The sequence below is a fragment of the Stenotrophomonas sp. 85239_Sma genome, from assembly GCF_056481725.1.
Genome location: NZ_CM151163.1, coordinates 499,247 through 516,224 on the forward strand (window position 1 = coordinate 499,247; position 16,978 = coordinate 516,224).

Genomic DNA, 16,978 nt, shown 5'->3' on the forward strand with positions numbered 1-16,978 from the left:
GCAACTGGAGGATTCCATGTCCCGCCTGCCTTCGCTGTACATCTCCCATGGTTCGCCGATGACCGCCCTGCATCCGGGCCAGGTCGGCGTGCGCCTGGCCGAGCTGGCGCGTGACCTGCCGACGCCGCGCGCCATCGTGATGGCCGCGGCGCACTGGCTGGGCCGCCAGCCGCGGGTCGGCGCGCATCCGCAGCCACCGACCATCCACGATTTCGGCGGCTTCCCGCGTGCGCTGTTCGAACTGCAGTACCCGGCACCGGGTGATCCGGCGCTGGCCGAAGAGGTGGCCGGCCGCATCGCCGCCGCTGGCCTGCCGGTGGCGCTCGACCCGCAGCGTGGCCTCGACCACGGTGCCTGGGTGCCGTTGCGGCTGCTGCGCCCGCAGGCCGACATCCCGGTGGTGCCGGTGTCGATCCAGCCACTGCTCGGCCCCGAACACCAGTTCGCGCTCGGCCGCGCGCTGGCACCGCTGCGCGAGCAGGGCGTGCTGCTGGTCGGCTCGGGCAGCATCACCCACAACCTGCACGACTGGGGCGACTACCAGGACGGCAAGGAAGCGCCGTACGTGCGGCCCTTCATCGAGTGGGTGGAGCAGCGCCTGGCCGCCGATGACCGCCAGGCCCTGCTCGATTACCGCCGGCAGGCGCCGTTCGCCGAACGTGCGCACCCGACCGACGAGCACCTGTTGCCGCTGTTCTTCGCGATGGGCGCGGCCGGTGAGGGCGGATTTGGTGCCCGCCGCATCGACGCCGGCATCGATGCCGGATTCCTCGCCATGGACCTGTACCGCTTCGACGGGGCATGAGCCGGGGCTGACGCGCGACGGCCCCGGCCGTCGCGGTTGCGGCCGCGTGTGGTAGTTTTTTCCGGGTTTCCGGCGCTGGCTTCCGAGCCTCCCCGCGCGCCGCTTCCTGGAAGAAGCATGCATACCATTGAAGTCGTCCTGGCGATGCTGGTGGCCGTTGTCGCCAGCGGCTACCTGGTTCGCGTCCTCCCGTTCTCGTTGCCGCTGCCGCTGGTGCAGATCGGCCTGGGCGCGGTGATCGCCGGCGTGTTCAACCGCGGCCATGCGCTGGAGCCGGAGGTGTTCTTCCTGCTGTTCCTGCCGCCACTGCTGTTCCTCGATGGCTGGCGCATTCCCAAGCAGGGGCTGTTCCGCGACAAGGGCGCGATCCTCGAACTGGCGTTCGGCCTGGTGGTGTTCACCGTGATCGGTGCCGGCCTGCTGATCCACTGGATGATTCCGGTGATGCCGCTGGCGGTGTGCTTCGCGCTGGCGGCCATCGTGTCGCCGACCGACCCGGTGGCGGTCGGGGCGATCGCCTCCAAGGCACCGATCCCCAAGCGGCTGATGCACATCCTGGAAGGCGAGTCGCTGCTCAACGATGCGTCCGGCCTGGTCTGCTTCCGTTTCGCGGTGGCGGCGGTGATGACCGGCTCCTTCTCGCTGGCCACGGCCTCGCTGACTTTCCTGTGGGTGGCGGTGGCCGGCCTTGCCGTGGGCGTGGCGGTCACCCTGGGCGTGTCCACGTTCCAGCGCTGGTTGTGGCGCCGGTTCGGCGAAGAGCCGGGTGCGGCGATGCTGGTCAACCTGCTGATCCCGTTCGCGGCCTATCTGCTGGCCGAAGAAATCCATGCCTCGGGCATCCTTGCCGCCGTGGCGGCCGGTATCGCGATGAGCTACGTCGAGCTGACCGGCCGCGTCTCCGGCAGCATGCGCGTGCAGCGTGCGGGGGTCTGGAACATGCTGCAGTTCAGCTTCAACGGCATCATGTTCGTGCTGCTGGGCGAACAGCTGCCGGGCATCGTCGAACGCGCCACCACCACCATGAACGAGTCCGGCCACCAGAGTGCGTGGTGGCTGGTGGTGTACGTGGTGGTGATCAACCTGGCGTTGATCACGTTGCGCCTGCTGTGGGTATGGCTGTCGCTGCGCTGGAACCTGCTGCGCGCGCGCCGCCGCGGCCTGGAGCGGGGCGAGGCGCCGAACTGGCGCATCGTGGTGGCGACCTCGGTGGCCGGCGTGCGCGGTGCGATCACCCTGGCCGGTGTGTTGACCCTGCCGCTGTTCCTGCCCGATGGCAGTGCGTTCCCGGCGCGCGACCTGGTGATCTTCCTGGCGGCGGCGGTGATCCTGTTCTCGCTGATCGGCGCCAGCGTGGCGCTGCCGCAGCTGCTGAAGGGCCTGCAGCTGCCAGCCGATTCGGGCGAGCGCAAGGAAGAGGACCTGGCACGCAAGCTGTCCTCCAAGGCCGCGCTGGCTGGGGTCGAACGCATGCGCCAGCAGCTGGTGATGAACCAGAACACCGAGAACGTGCAGCTGTACAACGACGCCGCCTCGCGGGTGAGCCTGCTGTACCAGCGGCACCTGGAGAAGGACAACGATGGGCCCGACGTGGACCCTGACAAGGTACGGCGCATGGAACTGGGGTACCGCCAGCTGCGCAGCGCGGGCCTGAATGCCGAGCGCGAGGAACTGTTCCGCCTGACCCGGCGCGGGGTGATCTCCGACGAGATCTCGCGGCGCCTGATCCGCAACCTGGACCTGCTGGAATCGCGCAAGCGCGAATGATGCTGCGGTCGGGCGCCGTCGATCGGGGTCAGATCCCTTTCCGCAGGAAAGGGATCTGACCCCAGGATCCGGGAGCCGCGCTTATTCCGGCTTCGTTTCCAGGAAATACACCTCGACCTTGCCCTTGACCTTGATGGTCATCGGGTTGCCGCGGCGGTCGCGGGCCTTGCCGGCCTGCACGCGGATCCAGCCTTCGCTGACCGAGTATTCCTCGACGTTGTCGCGCTCGACGTCGTTGAAACGCACGCCGACGCCGCGCTCCAGCGCCTGCGCATCATGGAAGGGGCTGGCAGGGTTGATCGCCAGGTGGTCGGGAGGGGTATCGCTCATCGTTTCATTCACAGTGACGGCCACCAAGGCCGGCTTCAGCGGCACAGGATAAACCGTAGAATGCCGGCCTGCCCCAGAGGACGTTCCGCCATGCCCGACAACAGCGACTATTTCGACTTCGAGGAAGACATCCACGACTTCGACGAGGAGGGCTTCGAGGCGCGGGTCTGGAACCTGCTGGTGCTGATCAACCCGGGCGACGAAGAGCTGGCGCTGCAGCAGTTCAACCGCTGGCGCGAGCACCTGGCCGAGGACGGGCAGCCGCTGGAGGCGGACAGCGACTGGCTGCCGGCGTTGTTCACGGCCATTGCCTGGCAGTCCGGTTTCGAGGTCGAGCGTGACGACCTGGAATCGCTGCAGTCGGCGGTGAACGAGCTGTCGGCGCGCTTCAACCTGCAGCTGGACTGGGGCGGCGACCTGGACGACGAGGACTTCATCGCAGACCTGGACGGCGTGCAGCTGATGTCCACCGCCTTCGACCGCCTGCGCGAGCACAACTACACGCTGTGGAGCGTGGATGCCGGCAGCGACGGCTTCACCGGCGTGATGGCGCTGACCCGCGACGACGACGCGATGCTGGCGCTGTGTTCGCTGCTGAACGTGGAAATCCGGCTGGGCAGCGACCCGTTCTGAGCAGGGTAGGTGGGTGCGGAGCCCGCCCATGGGTGGATGCCAACCCTGGTCGGCATGCCCTGTGCCTGGTGGGCGGACCACGGTCCGCACCCACCCCAGCACGCGGCAGCCGCCGGCGCCTGCCTACGGCCGGTATTGCGCCCTGGCGTTGGCGATCACGGCTTTGACCAGCCCGCGGTCGGTGTGACGGGAAATCGCCCGCGCACCGAGCGCGATCGCCTGCGCGCGCAGCTCGGCGGTGACGTCGTAGTGGGCACCGCTGGCCTTGTTCTGGAAGGCCCGCGGGGGAATGCCGAGCTGCGCCGCCATCGCGTGCAGCTCGGCCAGGGTGTCGGCCATCAGGTGCGCCCAGCGCTGTCCGCGCCAGGGATGCACCGCGTCATCGACGTAGACCGTCACCGCCGCGGCCGGTTCAGGCCTGCGGCTTGCTGTCGCTGTCGGCGGCCGGGGTGGCCTCGGCAGCGGCTTCTTCGGCCACGTTGCCCTCGGCGGCTTCGCCTTCCTCGCCTTCAGCAGCGTCGACGCCTTCGAACTCGGCGACCAGCTTGTCCAGGTACTCGTCAGCGGTCTGCTCGGATTCGGCCGCCAGGGTGTCGAGCAGCTTCTGCAGCAGTTCGGAGTACTCCAGGTTGACCTTGCGGCCTTCCTTCTCCTGCACGTTGGCCAGGTGCTTGAGCATGGCCAGCATCGGCACCGGGTTCTCGGCGTTGCCCATGGTCTGGCCGCCGATGGCCAGCAGCCACTCACGGCCCTGCAGGCCGATGGCCGCGACCACCTGGCCGTCTTCGTTGGTCAGCACGGCATGGTTCTGCACCTGCTGCTGGGCGTTGAGGCGGAGGAACGGGCGCTTGGCCTGCTGCTTCTTGCGCTTGTCGCGCTTGGCCTTGGAGTTCTGGGACATGGGGTGGGGTCACCTGGAAACGGAAAGACCGCCATTGTAGCGGCGGCGTGCAGGTGGGGTCAGATCCCTTTCCCATGGAAAGGGATCTGACCCCGATTCAGCGCGCAGGCCCCTGCGCGGCCTGCACGTCCGGGTCGGCGGTGGGGGCCGACAGCCCCACCTGCGGGCCGGCACCGGCCAGGGCCGCCGCTTCGGCGGCCTGGGTCATCACCACGATGCTGATGCGGCGGTTGATCGGGTTCTGCGGGTCGGCCTTGTCGAACAGCACCGACGACGACAGGCCGACCACGCGGGTGATCTTGCTGTCCTCCAGGCCACCGTCCACCAGTGCGCGGCGTGCGGCGTTGGCACGATCGGCACTCAGTTCCCAGTTGCCGTAGCCGCGCGCGGCCGAATAGGCGGTGATGTCGGTGTGGCCGGTCAGGCTGATCCGGTTCGGCACATGGTTCAGGTAGTTGGCCAGCTCGTGCAGGATCTGCTGCGTGTACGGCTTCAGCGTGGCGCTGCCGAGGTCGAACATCGGCCGGTTCTGCTTGTCCACGATCTGGATGCGCAGGCCTTCCGGGGTCAGGTCCAGCAGCAGCTGGTCCTTGAACGGCTCCAGTGCCTGGCTCCTGCTGATCGCTTCCTGCAGTTCCTTCATCAGCGCTTCCAGCTGCTGCTTGTCGCGCTGCTGCGGGTCCACCGGCTGCGGCACCGCTTCCTTCTGGTTCTGGAAGGGATCGTTGCTGCTGCCCCGCGAGATGTCGGTGGCACCGCCCAGCTTGATCATGGAGGTGCTGGCGCCACCCGGGCCGGCCATGCCGGGCGCCGGCGTGGCGTTCTGCCCGCTCAGCGGGCTGGGGTTGCGGAAGTACTCGGAAATGGCCGCACGGTCGTTCTTGTTGGTGGTGGCCATCAGCCACAGCACCAGGAAGAAGGCCATCATCGCGGTCACGAAGTCGGCATAGGCCACCTTCCACGAACCGCCATGATGGGCGGCGTGGCCGGCCTTCCTGACCCGGCGGACGATGACGGTGGGCTTGGTCTCGGCCATGGCTTACTTGACCGTCTTCAGGTGCTGCTCGAAATCGGAGAAGGCCGGGCGCACGTTCGACGGCAGCGTCTTGCGGGCGAATTCCAGCGCGATCTTCGGGTTGTAGCCGCGCAGGCAGGCCAGCAGGGCGGTCTTGACCGATTCGTAGATGCGGCTGTCCTGCTCGGCGCGGGCCTCCATCGCGGCGGCCATCGGGCCGACGAAGCCGTAGCCCAGCAGGATGCCCAGGAAAGTGCCGACCAGCGCGCCGGCCACATGGCCACCGACCTCGACGATGTCACCGCCGATCGAGCCCATGGTGATGACGATGCCGAGCACCGCCGCCACGATGCCGAAACCGGGCAGTCCGTCGGCGACCTTGGTCAGCACCTGCGACGGTGCCATGGCCTCGGCATGGTGCTTTTCCAGCTCCAGTTCCAGCAGCGGCTCCAGCTCATGCGGCTCGATGTTGCTGCCGATCATCAGGCGCAGGCAGTCGGTGATGAAGTCGATCAGGTGGTGGTCGGCCTGCACCTTGGGGTAGTTGCCGAACAGCGCGCTCTCGGCTGGGCGTTCGACATGGTCTTCCAGCGCCATGAAGCCTTCGCGGCGGGCCTTGTTGAGCAGTTCATAGAGCAGGCTGAGCACATCGATGTAGTCCTGCTGCTTGTAGCGCGGGCCCTTGAACACGCCAACCATGGCCTGCAGGGTCTGCTTGACCGTCTTGGCCGGCGTGCCCACCAGGAAAGCGCCGAGCGCGGCACCGCCGATGATGACCAGCTCGTAGGGCTGCCAGAGGGCACCCAGGCGGCCGTGGGCACCGAGGTAGCCCCCGATCACGCTGATGATGACGACCAGGAATCCAACGATGATGAGCATGGGGCGACGCAAGGAGAGGGGATATCTCCTTGTCGGCCCGTCGCCCGGATTTCTGAAGAGGGAATTCTGTGAAATCGGTCAGCAGGGTGTTTCAGCCCGCCACGCCGCTTTCTGCACCGCCACGCTGCAACGGGTCGGGCCAGGGCTCGCCATTGCCGGTGAACGAAAGTGAGACGGAGTTCAGGCAGTGGCGCTCGTAGGTGGGCGGCGGACCGTCCGGGAACACGTGGCCCAGGTGGCTGCCGCAGCGCGCGCAGGTGATCTCGGTGCGCACCATGCCATGGCTGGTATCGCGGATCTCGCGCACGTGCGCCGGGTCGAACGGGGCGAAGAAGCTGGGCCAGCCGGTACCGGAATCGAACTTGGTGCTGGAGCGGAACAGCGGCAGCGCGCACAGCCGGCAGCAGTAGACGCCTTCGCGCTTGTTGTCCAGGAACACGCCGCAGAACGGCGCTTCGGTCCCGTGCTGCAGCAGCACGCGGCGTTCTTCGCTGCTGAGGCCGGCGATCAGCGCCTCGGTCTGGGTGGCAGTGGGGGGCGTCAGGTCGAAGGCAGTCATGCCGGCTCTCCGTGGGGTCGATGGCCTGGGATGCCGGAAAACGTGGGGGTGCCGGCGCGCGCTTGCAAGTGTGACGGCCGTTCATGGGCGGCACACGGGTGCAGGCGCAAGGTACATATGATCCACGCCGGAGCGTGCCATGAAAGCGACCCTTCCCCTGCTGTTGATGGCCCTGTTGCCCACGTTGGCGCTGGCCCAGGTGCCCACTGCCGACCCGACGGCCACCCGCAGTGCGAGCACCGTGGCACCGGCGCCGGTGGTACCGCCGCCACAGCCTGCCCGCCCGCAGCCGCAGGTGCTGCCGTCGCCGCAGCCGGCGCAGCCGATCAGGTCCACCGGTCCTGCCCGGATTGCGCCCGCCCCGGCGCCGAAGCCGGCCGACAAGGTCTATGACCGCAATGGCCGCATCGTGCCTGGTGTGCGCCCGGCTGGCCCGAACCGCGTGTTCGATTCGCGCACCGGCCGCTACTACGACAGCGTGCCGGCCGGCGACGGCCAGCAGATCAAGCGCTGACTTCGGGTGCCAGCCAGGGCGGGCGGCGAGACCACGCCGTACGGCCTGAACGCACGAAAACAACGTCGTGCCGATCACTGCTTTTTCGCCTGCGATTAACCGTTCCGGGACCACCGTGGCCCTGCGCCGGCATTCCGCCGCCGCATGTCCTTCGTCCACTGGATCGCGATCATGAAAAACCAGCAGAACCGTCATCCCGGCAAGGAACCGCAGGGTCGCAACCCGCAGCAGCAACAGCAACAGATGGAGCCGCAGCAGCCGCACAAGGGCGGCAAGCAGCAGGAGCAGCGCTCGCAGAAGCACCCGCAGCAGCGCTGACTGTTGCCATGACCGGGGTCAGATCCCGCACAGCGGGCTCTGACCCCATCCTGCTGCAAACGCCTCAATCCGGAATCGGCAGGCTCAGCGTCTCCTTCACCTCTTCCATCACGATGTAGCTCTTCGATTCACGCACATGCGGCAGGGTCAGCAGGGTGCTGCCGAGCAGCTTGCGGTAGGAGGCCATCTCGCTGATCCGCGCCTTCAGCAGGTAATCGAAGTCGCCCGAGACCAGGTGGCACTCCAGCACGTTGGGCAGCTTCAGCGCGGCGCGCCGGAACTCCTCGAAGATGTCACCGGACTTGTAGGCCAGGCTGATCTCCACGAACACCAGCAGGCTGGCCTTCACCGCCGCCGGGTCGAGGTGGGCGTGGTAGCCGGTGATCACCCCTTCGCGCTCGAGCCTGCGCACGCGCTCGGTGCATGGGGTGGTCGACAGGCCGACCCGCTCACCCAGTTCGGTGAAGGAAATGCGGCCCTCGGCCTGCAGGATGCGCAGGATCTTGCGGTCGATCTTGTCCAGTTCGCGGGTACGGGTGGCCATGGCCGTCAACCTTGGGGAATGAATTACAGGAGAACATCCTGCCGCTTGATTTCAAATCAGGCAAATCAACTGGTATTGGCTGTCTATACTTCCCCAATTGTGGTCCCGGCACGCTCCAGTGCAGGGAATGATCGGGTTGGAGAAGTCCCATGCGAGTCCTAGTTCTCGGCAGCGGCGTGATCGGCACCACCAGTGCCTGGTACCTGCGACAGGCCGGGTTTGAAGTCACGGTCATCGACCGCCAACCCGGCCCGGCGCTGGAGACCAGCTTTGCCAATGCCGGCCAGCTGTCGTTCGGCTACACCTCGCCGTGGGCAGCCCCGGGCGTGCCGAAGAAGGCCATCGGCTGGCTGTTCGAGAAGCACGCGCCGCTGGCGATCAAGCCGGGCATGGACCTGGCCCAGTACCGCTGGCTGTGGCAGATGCTGCGCAACTGCACCCACGAGCGCTACGCGATCAACAAGGCGCGCATGGTGCGCATGTCCGAGTACAGCCGCGACTGCCTGAACGAGCTGCGCGCGCAGATCGGCATCGAGTTCGAAGGCCGCGACCTGGGCACCACGCAGCTGTTCCGTACCCAGCAGCAGCTGGATGCCTCGGCGCAGGACATCGAGATCCTGGCCCAGTACGGCGTGCCGTACGAGGTGCTGGACCGCGCCGGCATCATCCAGGCCGAACCAGCCCTGGCCCACGTCGATGGCCTGGTCGGCGCGCTGCGCCTGCCGCGTGACCAGACCGGCGACTGCCAGCTGTTCACCCGCCGCCTGGCGCAGATGTGCGTGGATGCCGGCGTCGAGTTCCGCTTCGACCAGGACATCACCGGCCTGGAGTTCGATGGCGATCGCATCACCGGCGCGCGCATCGACGGCAAGCTGGAAAGCGCGGACCGCTTCGTGGTCGCGCTGGGCAGCTACTCACCGGCGCTGGTGGCTCCGCTGGGCATGCGCCTGCCGGTGTACCCGCTGAAGGGCTATTCGCTGACCCTGCCGATCACCGACCCGGCGATGGCGCCGACCTCGACCATCCTCGACGAGAGCTACAAGGTGGCGGTGACCCGCTTCGACGACCGCATCCGCGTCGGTGGCATGGCCGAAGTGGCCGGCTTCGACCTGTCGCTGTCGCAGCGCCGTCGCGAGACCCTGGAACTGGTGGTCAGCGACCTGTACCCGAAGGGCGGCGACCTGTCGCGCGCGCAGTTCTGGACCGGCCTGCGCCCGGCGACGCCGGACGGTACGCCGGTGATCGGCGCCACGCCGTTCCGCAACCTGTACCTCAACACCGGCCACGGCACCCTGGGCTGGACCATGGCCTGTGGCTCGGGCCGTTACCTGGCCGACCTGATGAGCGCGCGCCAGCCGCAGATCAGCACTGAAGGCCTGGATATTTTCCGCTACGGCCAGTACGGTCACGCCCCGCAACAAGAGAACCGCACATGCGTCCTGCCCGCGCGCTGATCGATCTGGGCGCCCTGCGCAGCAACTACCGGCTCGCCCGTGAACTGGGCGGTGGCAAGGCCCTGGCGATCATCAAGGCCGATGCCTATGGCCATGGCGCGGTGCGCTGTGCGCAGGCGCTGGAAGGTGAGGCCGATGGTTTCGGCGTGGCCACCATCGAAGAAGCACTGGAGCTGCGCCAGGCCGGCATCCGTGCGCCGATCCTGCTGCTGGAAGGCATCTTCGAGCCCAGTGACATGGCGCTGGTGGCCGAACACGATTTCTGGTTCGCGGTGGGCTCGCCGTGGCAGCTGGAAGCGCTGGTCGCGTTCGACAGCCCGCGCCCGTTGACGGTGTGGCTGAAGCTGGACAGCGGCATGCATCGCCTCGGCCTGGACGTGGACAGCTTCCGCGCCGCGCATGCGCGCCTGTCGGCGCTACCGCAGGTCGAGCGCATCGTGCTGATGACCCACCTTGCGCGCGCCGACGAGCTGGACAGCGAGCGCACCCACGAACAGGCGGCGACCTTCGCGCGCGCCATCGATGGCCTGCAGGGCGAGACCAGCGTGTGCAACTCGCCGGCGCTGCTGGGCTGGCCGGATGTACGCAGCGACTGGGTACGCCCCGGCCTGATGCTGTACGGCGCCAATCCGCTGCCGGACAACACCGTGCTGACCGGGCGCCTGCGCCCGGTGATGACGATGCAGTCCAAGGTGATCGCCGAGCGCTGGATCGAGGCCGGTGAGCCGGTGGGCTATGGCGCCCGCTTCGTGGCCAAGGCGCGCACCCGCGTGGGCGTGGTCGCGCTCGGCTATGCCGACGGGTATCCGCAGTTCGCCCCGAATGGCACCCCGGTGCTGATTGACGATCAGCCCGGTGCCCTGATCGGGCGGGTGTCGATGGACATGCTGACCGTGGACCTGACCGCGCATGCGCAGGCCGGCATCGGCAGCGTGGTGGAGCTGTGGGGATCTGCGCCGACGCTGTCTGAACTGGCGCCGCGCTGTGGCGTGAGCGCGTACCAGTTGCCGTGTGCGGTCAAGCGCGTGGCGAAGGTGTACGTGTAGGGCCGAGCCCGCGTTCGGCTCTGGTGGCGGCTGACCTTGGCCGGTGCCGTGAATGGGTGTCGACCAAGGTCGACACCTGCCGATGGGCTTATCGCGCAGCGGTCGCCTCGCTGGCCAGCTGGCGCTTGACCCAGTCATCGATCAGGCGCTTCTCGTAGCGAAGCGGATCGCTGTCGCTCTTCAGGCCGACGTTGTGCAGGTAGCCGGTGTCGCTCAGGCGCGCATCGCCCTCGCTGACGATTCGTCCGTTGGCGTCCTTCAACGTGTACTGCAGGCTGATCCGCGGTGGGTAGATGTCGCGCATGATCCGGATGTCGCGGCCGCGCGGGCCGTGCCATGGCTCGTAGTCACCGGCGCGCTTGATGTCGACCAGGGTCACATCGAGCGTCTGCCCTGGCTGCAGCGGCTTGGCGGCGGCGGTCTGCAGGTAGCGCGCCAGCTGCTGCACCCAGTCGCCACGCTCGGCCTCGAAGCGGTTGGTGCTTTGGCGGATCTCGGTGAATTTGGCCGGATCGTCCCACTTCACATTGACCGGGCCATCGGCCTGCAGTGCGCGCGGCGCTTCCGGGTCGGTCACGGTGCGCGGTGCCGCGTTGGCGCCGCCCGCCACAAGAGCCCCTGCCAACAGGGCAATCGCGATTGAGCGTTTCATGACGGTCTCCTGCGTCCCCTCGATGGGGCGATGTTGATCACAGATCGAGTGTGATCCTGCTTTCAGGCGACAGCAATGGCCTGATGCGTCGGGCACAAGGGTGGTTGCCGCCAATTCATCGTCGTCAACCATGACTGACGGCGCTTGACGCTGTGAATACGCCCTCTGGAAGATGCTGTGCCTCCAACCCGGCCCGCACAGACGCCCTTGTCCACACTGCCGCCCCTCGTGGAGCGCCCACCGATGATGGTGCCGGCGCCCGAACCTGACCTGCATCATGGCGTGCTTGAGCGCATCAACGCCGGTTTCTGCGTGATCCAGGTGCTGTTCGAGGGCGATCGTGCGGTCGACTATCGTTTCATCGAGGTCAACGACGCCTTCGAGCGCCACACCGGCCTGAAGGATGCGTGCGGCCAGCGCATGAGCGTGCTGGAACCGCACCATGAGGAAGACTGGTTCCGCATCTACGGTGAGGTCGCACGCAGCGGTCGCCCCGCCCAGTTCGAGATGGAAGCGCGCGCGCTGGGCCGCTCGTTCGCGGTTGACGCGGTGCGCGTGGGCCGGCCGGGCGAGGACAAGGTCGGCATCCTGTTCTTCGACATCACCGCGCGCAAGCAGATGGAAGTGGAGCTGGGCGAGAGCGAAGCCCGCTTCAGCGCGCTGGCCGATGGCCTGCCGATGCCGGTGTGGGTGCTCGACGAGCGCGGCCATGCCCGATTCGTCAACAGCGCCTTCAGCGAGTTCTTCGGCGGTGACGAGACGCGTGTGCCGGAAGACGTCTGGCGTGGCCTGGTGCACCCGGACGATGCGTCGGTGTTCGAGTACGAACTGCAGGAAGCGCTGAAGGCGCAGCGCTCGATGCATGCGCTGGTGCGCGCGCGCCGTGCCGACGGGCAGTGGCGCTGGCTGGAGATGAATGCCCGCCCGCGCTTCTCGCGCATGGGGCGCTTCATCGGCCTGGCCGGCAGCAGCCCGGACGTGACCGAACGCCGCGAGATCGAACTGGCCCGCGAGGAACTGCTGCAGTCCGAGCGCGCTGCGCGCAGTGCGGCGGAAAACATGGCGCGGCTGAAGGATGAATTCCTGGCCACGCTGTCGCATGAGCTGCGTACGCCGTTGACCACCATCCTCGGCTGGAGTGAGCTGCTGCTGCAGCGCGTGGACAACACCAGCCCGCTGTACAAGGGCCTGAACGTGATCGCCAACAGCGCCGGCGCGCAGAAGCGGCTGATCTCGGACATGCTCGACCTCAGCAGCATGCTGCTGGGCAAGGTGCAGCTGGAGGTGGAAGTGCTGGACCTGAGCACGGTGCTGGGTGAGGCCCTCGGCGCGCAGGAACTGGTGGCCGAAGGCAAGGCGCTGGACGTGCACCTGCAGCTGCCCGGGCAACCCAGCCTGGTGCTGGGCGATGCCACGCGCCTGCAGCAGGTGTTCTGGAACCTGCTCTCGAACGCGATCAAGTTCACCCCGGCTGAAGGCCGCATCGACCTGCAGCTGCGGGCCGATGGCAATCACTGGGAGATCACCGTGCGCGATACCGGTGATGGCATCGCGCCCGAATTCCTCAATCATCTGTTCAGCCGCTTCCGCCAGGCCGATGGCACCACCACCCGACGCCATGGTGGACTGGGACTGGGCCTGGCGATCGTGCAGCAGCTGGTCGAACTGCATGGCGGCACGGTCGCCGCGGCCAGCGAGGGCCACGGCCACGGCTCCACCTTTACCGTGCGCCTGCCGAAGCACATTCCCGATGCCGAGCGGCGTCCGCTGCGCGAAGTGATCAGCGGGCCGATCCTGGAACCGGTGATCGTCGAGCCGTACCCGCTGCGCGGCATGCACGTGCTGGCGGTGGAAGACCAGCCGGAAGTGCTGGAGTACCTGCGGCGCATGCTGGAAGAGCAGGGCGCCAGCGTGTCCGCGGCCAGTTCGGCCGGTGAGGCGCTGGCGCTGCTGGCCGATACCGGCCATCTGCAGTACCACGTGATGTTGACCGACATCGGCATGCCGGGCATGGATGGGTATGGCCTGGTGCGTACGCTGCGCGAGGACATGGGCGTGGACGCCATGACCCTGCCCGCGGTGGCCGTGACCGCGCTGGCGCGTGCCGATGACCGCCGGCGCGCGCTGGCGTCGGGCTTCCAGGAACACGTGGCCAAGCCGTACTCGGTGGCGCAGCTGGTGGCTGCGGTGCGCAAGGTGCAGGTACCCCGGGTGGACAGCGCGCTGCACTGAGCATTCACGGCTGATCGGCGACCCTGCCTGCAGGAGGTCGCCGATGTCCCGCATAGCTCCCCGCATCCATACCGACCCGGCGCAGATCGCGCGCCTGGAAGCCCTGCTGCCGCAGCTGGAAGGCGAAACGCAGGTGGAACTGACCCTGCACGATGGTCGCCGCCTGCTCGGCACCGTCGCGGTGAGACCGACGGTGCAGCAGTACCGCAACGAGGCCGGTGACGAAGGCAGCAATGGCCAGCTGCGCCTGGATGACTACGATACGCCGGTGCAGCAGCACCATGTCTGGCTGGACGAGATCGCCAGCATCCGGCAGTTGCCACCGAGGACCGCGTAAACCGGTAGCGCCGGGCCATGCCCGGCGACCGGTTGCCGATCCCTCACGCTCAATGCTCGAACAACGTCGGCGTCGCTTCGAACCGGCGCGCGTAGGCACGTTCTTCAGCGACCCGGGCCACCTCGTCATCGGCCAGGTCCGGCGCGCCGTACACCGCATACGCCACGCTGCCGTCGGCGCCATGGCCGACCTGGTGCAGCCGGTAGCGTGAGTGGCCGCCGCCGGTGTCCTCGGGGTAATGCACGGGCGGATGGCTGCCTTCCAGGTCCATTTCGCTGTTATCGACCACGCCACCGACGAACAAGGCTCGCATGCAGGTTCTCCTGGGTTTCCGGGGGAGCCTCTACCCTGAACGTTTCAATGTTTCTGGCACATCAAGGCCCCGTTCGGGTTTCGCAAAGCGACCAGCCGGGGCCGGCGCGGCCAAGCCGGTACAATGGACGGCCCTCACGCTTGAAGTACCCGCGCCGATGGCCTCCAGCGACGACGCCCCCCTGCAGACCCTGCTCCTGCCGTTCTCCCAAGGCGCCCTGCGCTGGCCGGAGGGCCCGGTGGCGTTCCTGCGTGCCCGCGATGGCTGGCCGCTGCGCGAAGCGGCCGGCAACCGCGAGGTGCACTGCGAACAGAGCTTTGCCCCGTTCGCGCAGCCACTGCAGCAGGCCGCCGGTTGGACCGTCTGCGGCCAGCTGGATGATGTGGCGGGCAAGGGCCGTTACCCGCTGGTGCTGGTGCTGCCACCGCGCCAGCGTGAAGAAGCCCGTGCGCTGTTCGCCCGCGCGCTGGCGCTGGTCGCCGAAGGCGGCCGCATCGTTGCCTGCCAGTCCAACAATGAAGGCGCGCGCTCCGGTGAAGGCGACCTCAAGCAGCTGGCCGGCCTCGGTGGTTGCCTGACCAAGAACCACTGCCGCGTGTACTGGACCGCCCCGCTGCAGGGCCAGCACGACGCCGACCTGGCCAAGCGCTGGTCCGCGCTGGATGCGGTGCGCCCGATCGTGGGTGGCCGCTTCCTCAGCCGCCCGGGCGTGTTCGCCTGGGATCGCATCGATCCGGCGTCGGCGCTGCTGGCCGAGCACCTGCCGGCCGATCTGGCCGGACGCGCTGCCGACCTGGGCGCTGGCTACGGCTATCTGTCGCGCGAGCTGCTGGAACGCTGCCCGAAGATCACTGCGCTGGACCTGTACGAGGCCGAGCAGCGTGCGCTGGCGCTGGCCGAACTGAACCTGGCGCCGCCGCCGCGCGCGCTCCCGCTGCGCTTCCTGTGGCAGGACGTCACCGCCGGCATCGAGCCAGGCTACGACGTCATCATCAGCAATCCGCCGTTCCACACGCCGTCGCGTGCCGACCGCCCGGACATCGGCCAGCGCTTCATCGCCGTGGCCGCGCAGGCACTGCGCCCGGGCGGGCGCCTGTACGTGGTGGCCAACCGCCACCTGCCGTACGAGCACACTCTCAACGACAGCTTCGGCGCGGTGCGCGTGGTCGCCGAGCGCGACGGCTTCAAGCTGGTTGAAGCCGTGAAGGGGAAGGGCAAGTGAAGCTGGTCAAGCACATCGCCAACCTGGGCTATGGCAGTCGCAAGCAGGTGCAGTGGATGTTCCGCGAAGGCCGCGTCACCGACGCCGACGGCGAGGTGCTGTATGCCGACGACCAGGTGCCGCACGAGGCGATCCGGGTCGATGGCGAGCCGCTGGACCCGCCGGTGGGGCTGTCGATCGCGCTGCACAAGCCGGCCGGCTACACCTGTTCGACCAAGGACACCGGCCGCCTGATCTACGACCTGCTGCCGCCGCGCTTCCGCGACCGCGACCCGGTGCTGTCCACGGTGGGCCGCCTCGACCGCGAGACCAGTGGCCTGCTGCTGCTGACCGACGATGGCAGCCTGCTGCACCGGATCATCTCGCCGAAGTCGAAGCTGCCGAAAGTCTATGAGGTCGAGTTGAGCGACGACCTGCGCGGCGATGAGGTAGCGCTGTTCGCCAGCGGTACGCTGATGCTGGAGTCCGAGAAGACGCCCCTGCTGCCGGCTGAACTGGAAGTGCTGGAGGCGCGTCGCGCGCGGCTGGTGCTGCATGAAGGCCGCTACCATCAGGTACGCCGCATGTTCGCCGCCACCGGCAACCACGTGCAGGCCCTGCACCGCAGCCGCGTCGGCGGGCTGGACCTGCAAGGGCTGGACGAAGGGCAATGGCGGCAGCTCACTTCCACCGACCTGGATACGCTGTTCGCTCCATGACCACCATCGCTGCGCTGCCGTTCCTGCCCGACGCCGTCATCTTCGACATGGACGGCCTGATGATCGACAGCGAGCGCGTCTCGCTGGCCTGCTGGAGCGAGGCCGCCGACGAATTCGGGCTGGGCCTGGAAGAAGCCGTGTTCCTGCGCATGGTCGGCCTCGGTGACCGTGATACGCACGCGTTGCTGCGCGCGCAGGGCATCGAGGACAGCGTGATCGAGGCGGTGGCGGCACGTTGTCATGAGCTGTACGAAGCACGCACGCAGACCGGGCTGCCGCTGCGACCGGGCATCCTGGAGCTGCTGGAGCTGCTGAAGGCGCACGCGGTACCGCGTGCGGTGGCGACCACCACGCGGCAGCCGCGCGCCAACCGCAAGCTGGCGGCCGCAGGCCTGCTGCCGTACTTCGATGCCGTGATCACCAGTGGTGACGTGGCGCGGCCGAAGCCGGCGCCGGACATCTACCTGCTGGCCGCGCAGCGGCTGGGCCAGGTGCCCGAGCGCTGCCTGGCGCTGGAAGACTCACCGGCCGGCACGCGCGCCGCACTGGCGGCCGGCATGACCGTGATCCAGGTGCCGGATCTGGTGCATCCGGATGAAGAGCTGCGCGCACTGGGCCACCGCATCGTCGGCTCGCTGGTGGACGCGCACGCGCTGCTGCTGCCGCTGCTGCCGAGGTAAGGTGGGTGCCGACCGCTGGTCGGCACTCTTTACTGCTATGGGGTGTGCCAACCTTGGTTGGCACACCCCCTGCCCAGGT

General features: G+C 68.0%; 21 protein-coding genes. 12 read left to right on the top strand and 9 right to left on the bottom strand.

Annotated elements, in window-relative coordinates; translation table 11 throughout:
- The first annotated feature begins 16 nt into the window (after positions 1-16).
- The gene (locus ACYKG1_RS02270) at positions 17-805 is read left to right on the top strand and encodes a dioxygenase family protein (RefSeq protein WP_478471726.1); all 789 of its coding nucleotides are present in this window, start codon (positions 17-19) and stop codon (positions 803-805) included.
- A 117-nt stretch (positions 806-922) separates the two neighbouring features.
- Positions 923-2,572 (top strand): Na+/H+ antiporter, encoded by a 1,650-nt coding sequence (locus tag ACYKG1_RS02275; protein ID WP_100471150.1) that lies wholly within the window; start codon positions 923-925, stop codon positions 2,570-2,572.
- 81 nt (positions 2,573-2,653) lie between these two features.
- On the opposite strand, the gene ACYKG1_RS02280 is transcribed toward ACYKG1_RS02275, so the two are convergent.
- The gene (locus ACYKG1_RS02280; RefSeq protein WP_049456360.1) at positions 2,654-2,902 is read right to left on the bottom strand and encodes a DUF3297 family protein; all 249 of its coding nucleotides are present in this window, start codon (positions 2,900-2,902) and stop codon (positions 2,654-2,656) included.
- 90 nt (positions 2,903-2,992) lie between these two features.
- Here ACYKG1_RS02280 and ACYKG1_RS02285 point away from each other — a divergent pair, with 90 nt between their 5' ends.
- Positions 2,993-3,535, top strand: coding sequence for a DUF6630 family protein (locus ACYKG1_RS02285; RefSeq protein WP_100471151.1), 543 nt, complete (start codon positions 2,993-2,995; stop codon positions 3,533-3,535).
- A 123-nt stretch (positions 3,536-3,658) separates the two neighbouring features.
- On the opposite strand, the gene ACYKG1_RS02290 is transcribed toward ACYKG1_RS02285, so the two are convergent.
- The 5 genes from ACYKG1_RS02290 to msrB all read right to left on the bottom strand — a co-directional run bounded on the left by ACYKG1_RS02290 (position 3,659) and on the right by msrB (position 6,889).
- Positions 3,659-3,934, bottom strand: coding sequence for a DUF4031 domain-containing protein (locus tag ACYKG1_RS02290; RefSeq protein WP_262227223.1), 276 nt, complete (start codon positions 3,932-3,934; stop codon positions 3,659-3,661).
- 13 nt (positions 3,935-3,947) lie between these two features.
- Complete coding sequence (locus ACYKG1_RS02295; RefSeq protein ID WP_478471729.1) at positions 3,948-4,436, bottom strand: hypothetical protein; 489 nt, start codon at positions 4,434-4,436, stop codon at positions 3,948-3,950.
- Positions 4,437-4,533: 97 nt separating this feature from the next.
- Positions 4,534-5,472, bottom strand: a complete 939-nt coding sequence (motB, locus tag ACYKG1_RS02300) for a flagellar motor protein MotB (protein WP_100471154.1) — start codon at positions 5,470-5,472, stop codon at positions 4,534-4,536.
- A 3-nt stretch (positions 5,473-5,475) separates the two neighbouring features.
- Positions 5,476-6,330, bottom strand: coding sequence for a flagellar motor stator protein MotA (gene motA / locus ACYKG1_RS02305; RefSeq protein ID WP_005407915.1), 855 nt, complete (start codon positions 6,328-6,330; stop codon positions 5,476-5,478).
- A 91-nt stretch (positions 6,331-6,421) separates the two neighbouring features.
- Positions 6,422-6,889: a peptide-methionine (R)-S-oxide reductase MsrB gene (gene msrB / locus ACYKG1_RS02310; RefSeq protein WP_005415117.1), complete on the bottom strand. Its 468-nt coding sequence runs from the start codon at positions 6,887-6,889 to the stop codon at positions 6,422-6,424.
- Between the two features lie 139 nt (positions 6,890-7,028).
- Between msrB and ACYKG1_RS02315 the strand changes: the two genes are divergently transcribed.
- Both ACYKG1_RS02315 and ACYKG1_RS02320 read left to right on the top strand, forming a co-directional pair.
- Positions 7,029-7,403, top strand: coding sequence for a classical arabinogalactan protein 4 (locus tag ACYKG1_RS02315; protein ID WP_478471731.1), 375 nt, complete (start codon positions 7,029-7,031; stop codon positions 7,401-7,403).
- A gap of 144 nt (positions 7,404-7,547) precedes the next feature.
- Entirely contained in the window at positions 7,548-7,721 is a 174-nt protein-coding gene (locus tag ACYKG1_RS02320; RefSeq protein ID WP_088023914.1) for a lana protein, read from the top strand.
- A gap of 64 nt (positions 7,722-7,785) precedes the next feature.
- On the opposite strand, the gene ACYKG1_RS02325 is transcribed toward ACYKG1_RS02320, so the two are convergent.
- Positions 7,786-8,265 (bottom strand): winged helix-turn-helix transcriptional regulator, encoded by a 480-nt coding sequence (locus tag ACYKG1_RS02325; protein WP_005407919.1) that lies wholly within the window; start codon positions 8,263-8,265, stop codon positions 7,786-7,788.
- Positions 8,266-8,414: 149 nt separating this feature from the next.
- Here ACYKG1_RS02325 and ACYKG1_RS02330 point away from each other — a divergent pair, with 149 nt between their 5' ends.
- Complete coding sequence (locus tag ACYKG1_RS02330; protein ID WP_100471156.1) at positions 8,415-9,719, top strand: D-amino acid dehydrogenase; 1,305 nt, start codon at positions 8,415-8,417, stop codon at positions 9,717-9,719.
- Complete coding sequence (alr, locus tag ACYKG1_RS02335) at positions 9,698-10,765, top strand: alanine racemase (RefSeq protein WP_100471157.1); 1,068 nt, start codon at positions 9,698-9,700, stop codon at positions 10,763-10,765. Before ACYKG1_RS02330 ends, alr begins: the two co-directional genes overlap by 22 nt.
- Before the next feature lie 88 nt (positions 10,766-10,853).
- Here the strand turns inward: alr and ACYKG1_RS02340 are convergent, their stop codons facing one another.
- Positions 10,854-11,417, bottom strand: a complete 564-nt coding sequence (locus tag ACYKG1_RS02340) for a DUF3016 domain-containing protein (protein WP_100471158.1) — start codon at positions 11,415-11,417, stop codon at positions 10,854-10,856.
- Between the two features lie 243 nt (positions 11,418-11,660).
- On the opposite strand from ACYKG1_RS02340, the gene ACYKG1_RS02345 reads away from it, so the two are divergent.
- A complete protein-coding gene (locus ACYKG1_RS02345) occupies positions 11,661-13,649 on the top strand; it encodes a hybrid sensor histidine kinase/response regulator (protein ID WP_478471734.1) in 1,989 nt (662 codons plus the stop codon).
- Positions 13,650-13,692: 43 nt separating this feature from the next.
- A complete protein-coding gene (locus ACYKG1_RS02350; RefSeq protein ID WP_100471160.1) occupies positions 13,693-13,986 on the top strand; it encodes a DUF3247 family protein in 294 nt (97 codons plus the stop codon).
- Between the two features lie 49 nt (positions 13,987-14,035).
- Here ACYKG1_RS02350 and ACYKG1_RS02355 read toward each other — a convergent pair whose 3' ends face one another.
- Positions 14,036-14,299 (bottom strand): hypothetical protein, encoded by a 264-nt coding sequence (locus ACYKG1_RS02355; protein ID WP_005407925.1) that lies wholly within the window; start codon positions 14,297-14,299, stop codon positions 14,036-14,038.
- A gap of 157 nt (positions 14,300-14,456) precedes the next feature.
- On the opposite strand from ACYKG1_RS02355, the gene ACYKG1_RS02360 reads away from it, so the two are divergent.
- The 3 genes from ACYKG1_RS02360 to ACYKG1_RS02370 are packed head-to-tail and all read left to right on the top strand — an operon-like array spanning position 14,457 to position 16,899.
- Positions 14,457-15,521: a class I SAM-dependent methyltransferase gene (locus ACYKG1_RS02360; protein WP_100471161.1), complete on the top strand. Its 1,065-nt coding sequence runs from the start codon at positions 14,457-14,459 to the stop codon at positions 15,519-15,521.
- A complete protein-coding gene (locus tag ACYKG1_RS02365; RefSeq protein WP_262083021.1) occupies positions 15,518-16,219 on the top strand; it encodes a pseudouridine synthase in 702 nt (233 codons plus the stop codon). Before ACYKG1_RS02360 ends, ACYKG1_RS02365 begins: the two co-directional genes overlap by 4 nt.
- Positions 16,216-16,899: an HAD family hydrolase gene (locus tag ACYKG1_RS02370; RefSeq protein ID WP_262083022.1), complete on the top strand. Its 684-nt coding sequence runs from the start codon at positions 16,216-16,218 to the stop codon at positions 16,897-16,899. The genes ACYKG1_RS02365 and ACYKG1_RS02370 overlap by 4 nt, the downstream gene beginning before the upstream one ends.
- Positions 16,900-16,978: the final 79 nt, after the last annotated feature.

What these genes read in the sequence shown, in the direction of transcription:
- ACYKG1_RS02270 (WP_478471726.1), top strand. Translation starts at nt 17, where the DNA reads ATGTCCCGCCTGCCTTCGCTGTACATCTCCCATGGTTCGCCGATGACC.
- ACYKG1_RS02275 (WP_100471150.1), top strand. Translation starts at nt 923, where the DNA reads ATGCATACCATTGAAGTCGTCCTGGCGATGCTGGTGGCCGTTGTCGCC.
- ACYKG1_RS02280 (WP_049456360.1), bottom strand. Translation starts at nt 2,902, where the DNA reads ATGAGCGATACCCCTCCCGACCACCTGGCGATCAACCCTGCCAGCCCC.
- ACYKG1_RS02285 (WP_100471151.1), top strand. Translation starts at nt 2,993, where the DNA reads ATGCCCGACAACAGCGACTATTTCGACTTCGAGGAAGACATCCACGAC.
- ACYKG1_RS02295 (WP_478471729.1), bottom strand. Translation starts at nt 4,436, where the DNA reads ATGTCCCAGAACTCCAAGGCCAAGCGCGACAAGCGCAAGAAGCAGCAG.
- motB (WP_100471154.1), bottom strand. Translation starts at nt 5,472, where the DNA reads ATGGCCGAGACCAAGCCCACCGTCATCGTCCGCCGGGTCAGGAAGGCC.
- motA (WP_005407915.1), bottom strand. Translation starts at nt 6,330, where the DNA reads ATGCTCATCATCGTTGGATTCCTGGTCGTCATCATCAGCGTGATCGGG.
- msrB (WP_005415117.1), bottom strand. Translation starts at nt 6,889, where the DNA reads ATGACTGCCTTCGACCTGACGCCCCCCACTGCCACCCAGACCGAGGCG.
- ACYKG1_RS02315 (WP_478471731.1), top strand. Translation starts at nt 7,029, where the DNA reads ATGAAAGCGACCCTTCCCCTGCTGTTGATGGCCCTGTTGCCCACGTTG.
- ACYKG1_RS02320 (WP_088023914.1), top strand. Translation starts at nt 7,548, where the DNA reads ATGTCCTTCGTCCACTGGATCGCGATCATGAAAAACCAGCAGAACCGT.
- ACYKG1_RS02325 (WP_005407919.1), bottom strand. Translation starts at nt 8,265, where the DNA reads ATGGCCACCCGTACCCGCGAACTGGACAAGATCGACCGCAAGATCCTG.
- ACYKG1_RS02330 (WP_100471156.1), top strand. Translation starts at nt 8,415, where the DNA reads ATGCGAGTCCTAGTTCTCGGCAGCGGCGTGATCGGCACCACCAGTGCC.
- alr (WP_100471157.1), top strand. Translation starts at nt 9,698, where the DNA reads ATGCGTCCTGCCCGCGCGCTGATCGATCTGGGCGCCCTGCGCAGCAAC.
- ACYKG1_RS02340 (WP_100471158.1), bottom strand. Translation starts at nt 11,417, where the DNA reads ATGAAACGCTCAATCGCGATTGCCCTGTTGGCAGGGGCTCTTGTGGCG.
- ACYKG1_RS02345 (WP_478471734.1), top strand. Translation starts at nt 11,661, where the DNA reads ATGATGGTGCCGGCGCCCGAACCTGACCTGCATCATGGCGTGCTTGAG.
- ACYKG1_RS02350 (WP_100471160.1), top strand. Translation starts at nt 13,693, where the DNA reads ATGTCCCGCATAGCTCCCCGCATCCATACCGACCCGGCGCAGATCGCG.
- ACYKG1_RS02355 (WP_005407925.1), bottom strand. Translation starts at nt 14,299, where the DNA reads ATGCGAGCCTTGTTCGTCGGTGGCGTGGTCGATAACAGCGAAATGGAC.
- ACYKG1_RS02360 (WP_100471161.1), top strand. Translation starts at nt 14,457, where the DNA reads ATGGCCTCCAGCGACGACGCCCCCCTGCAGACCCTGCTCCTGCCGTTC.
- ACYKG1_RS02370 (WP_262083022.1), top strand. Translation starts at nt 16,216, where the DNA reads ATGACCACCATCGCTGCGCTGCCGTTCCTGCCCGACGCCGTCATCTTC.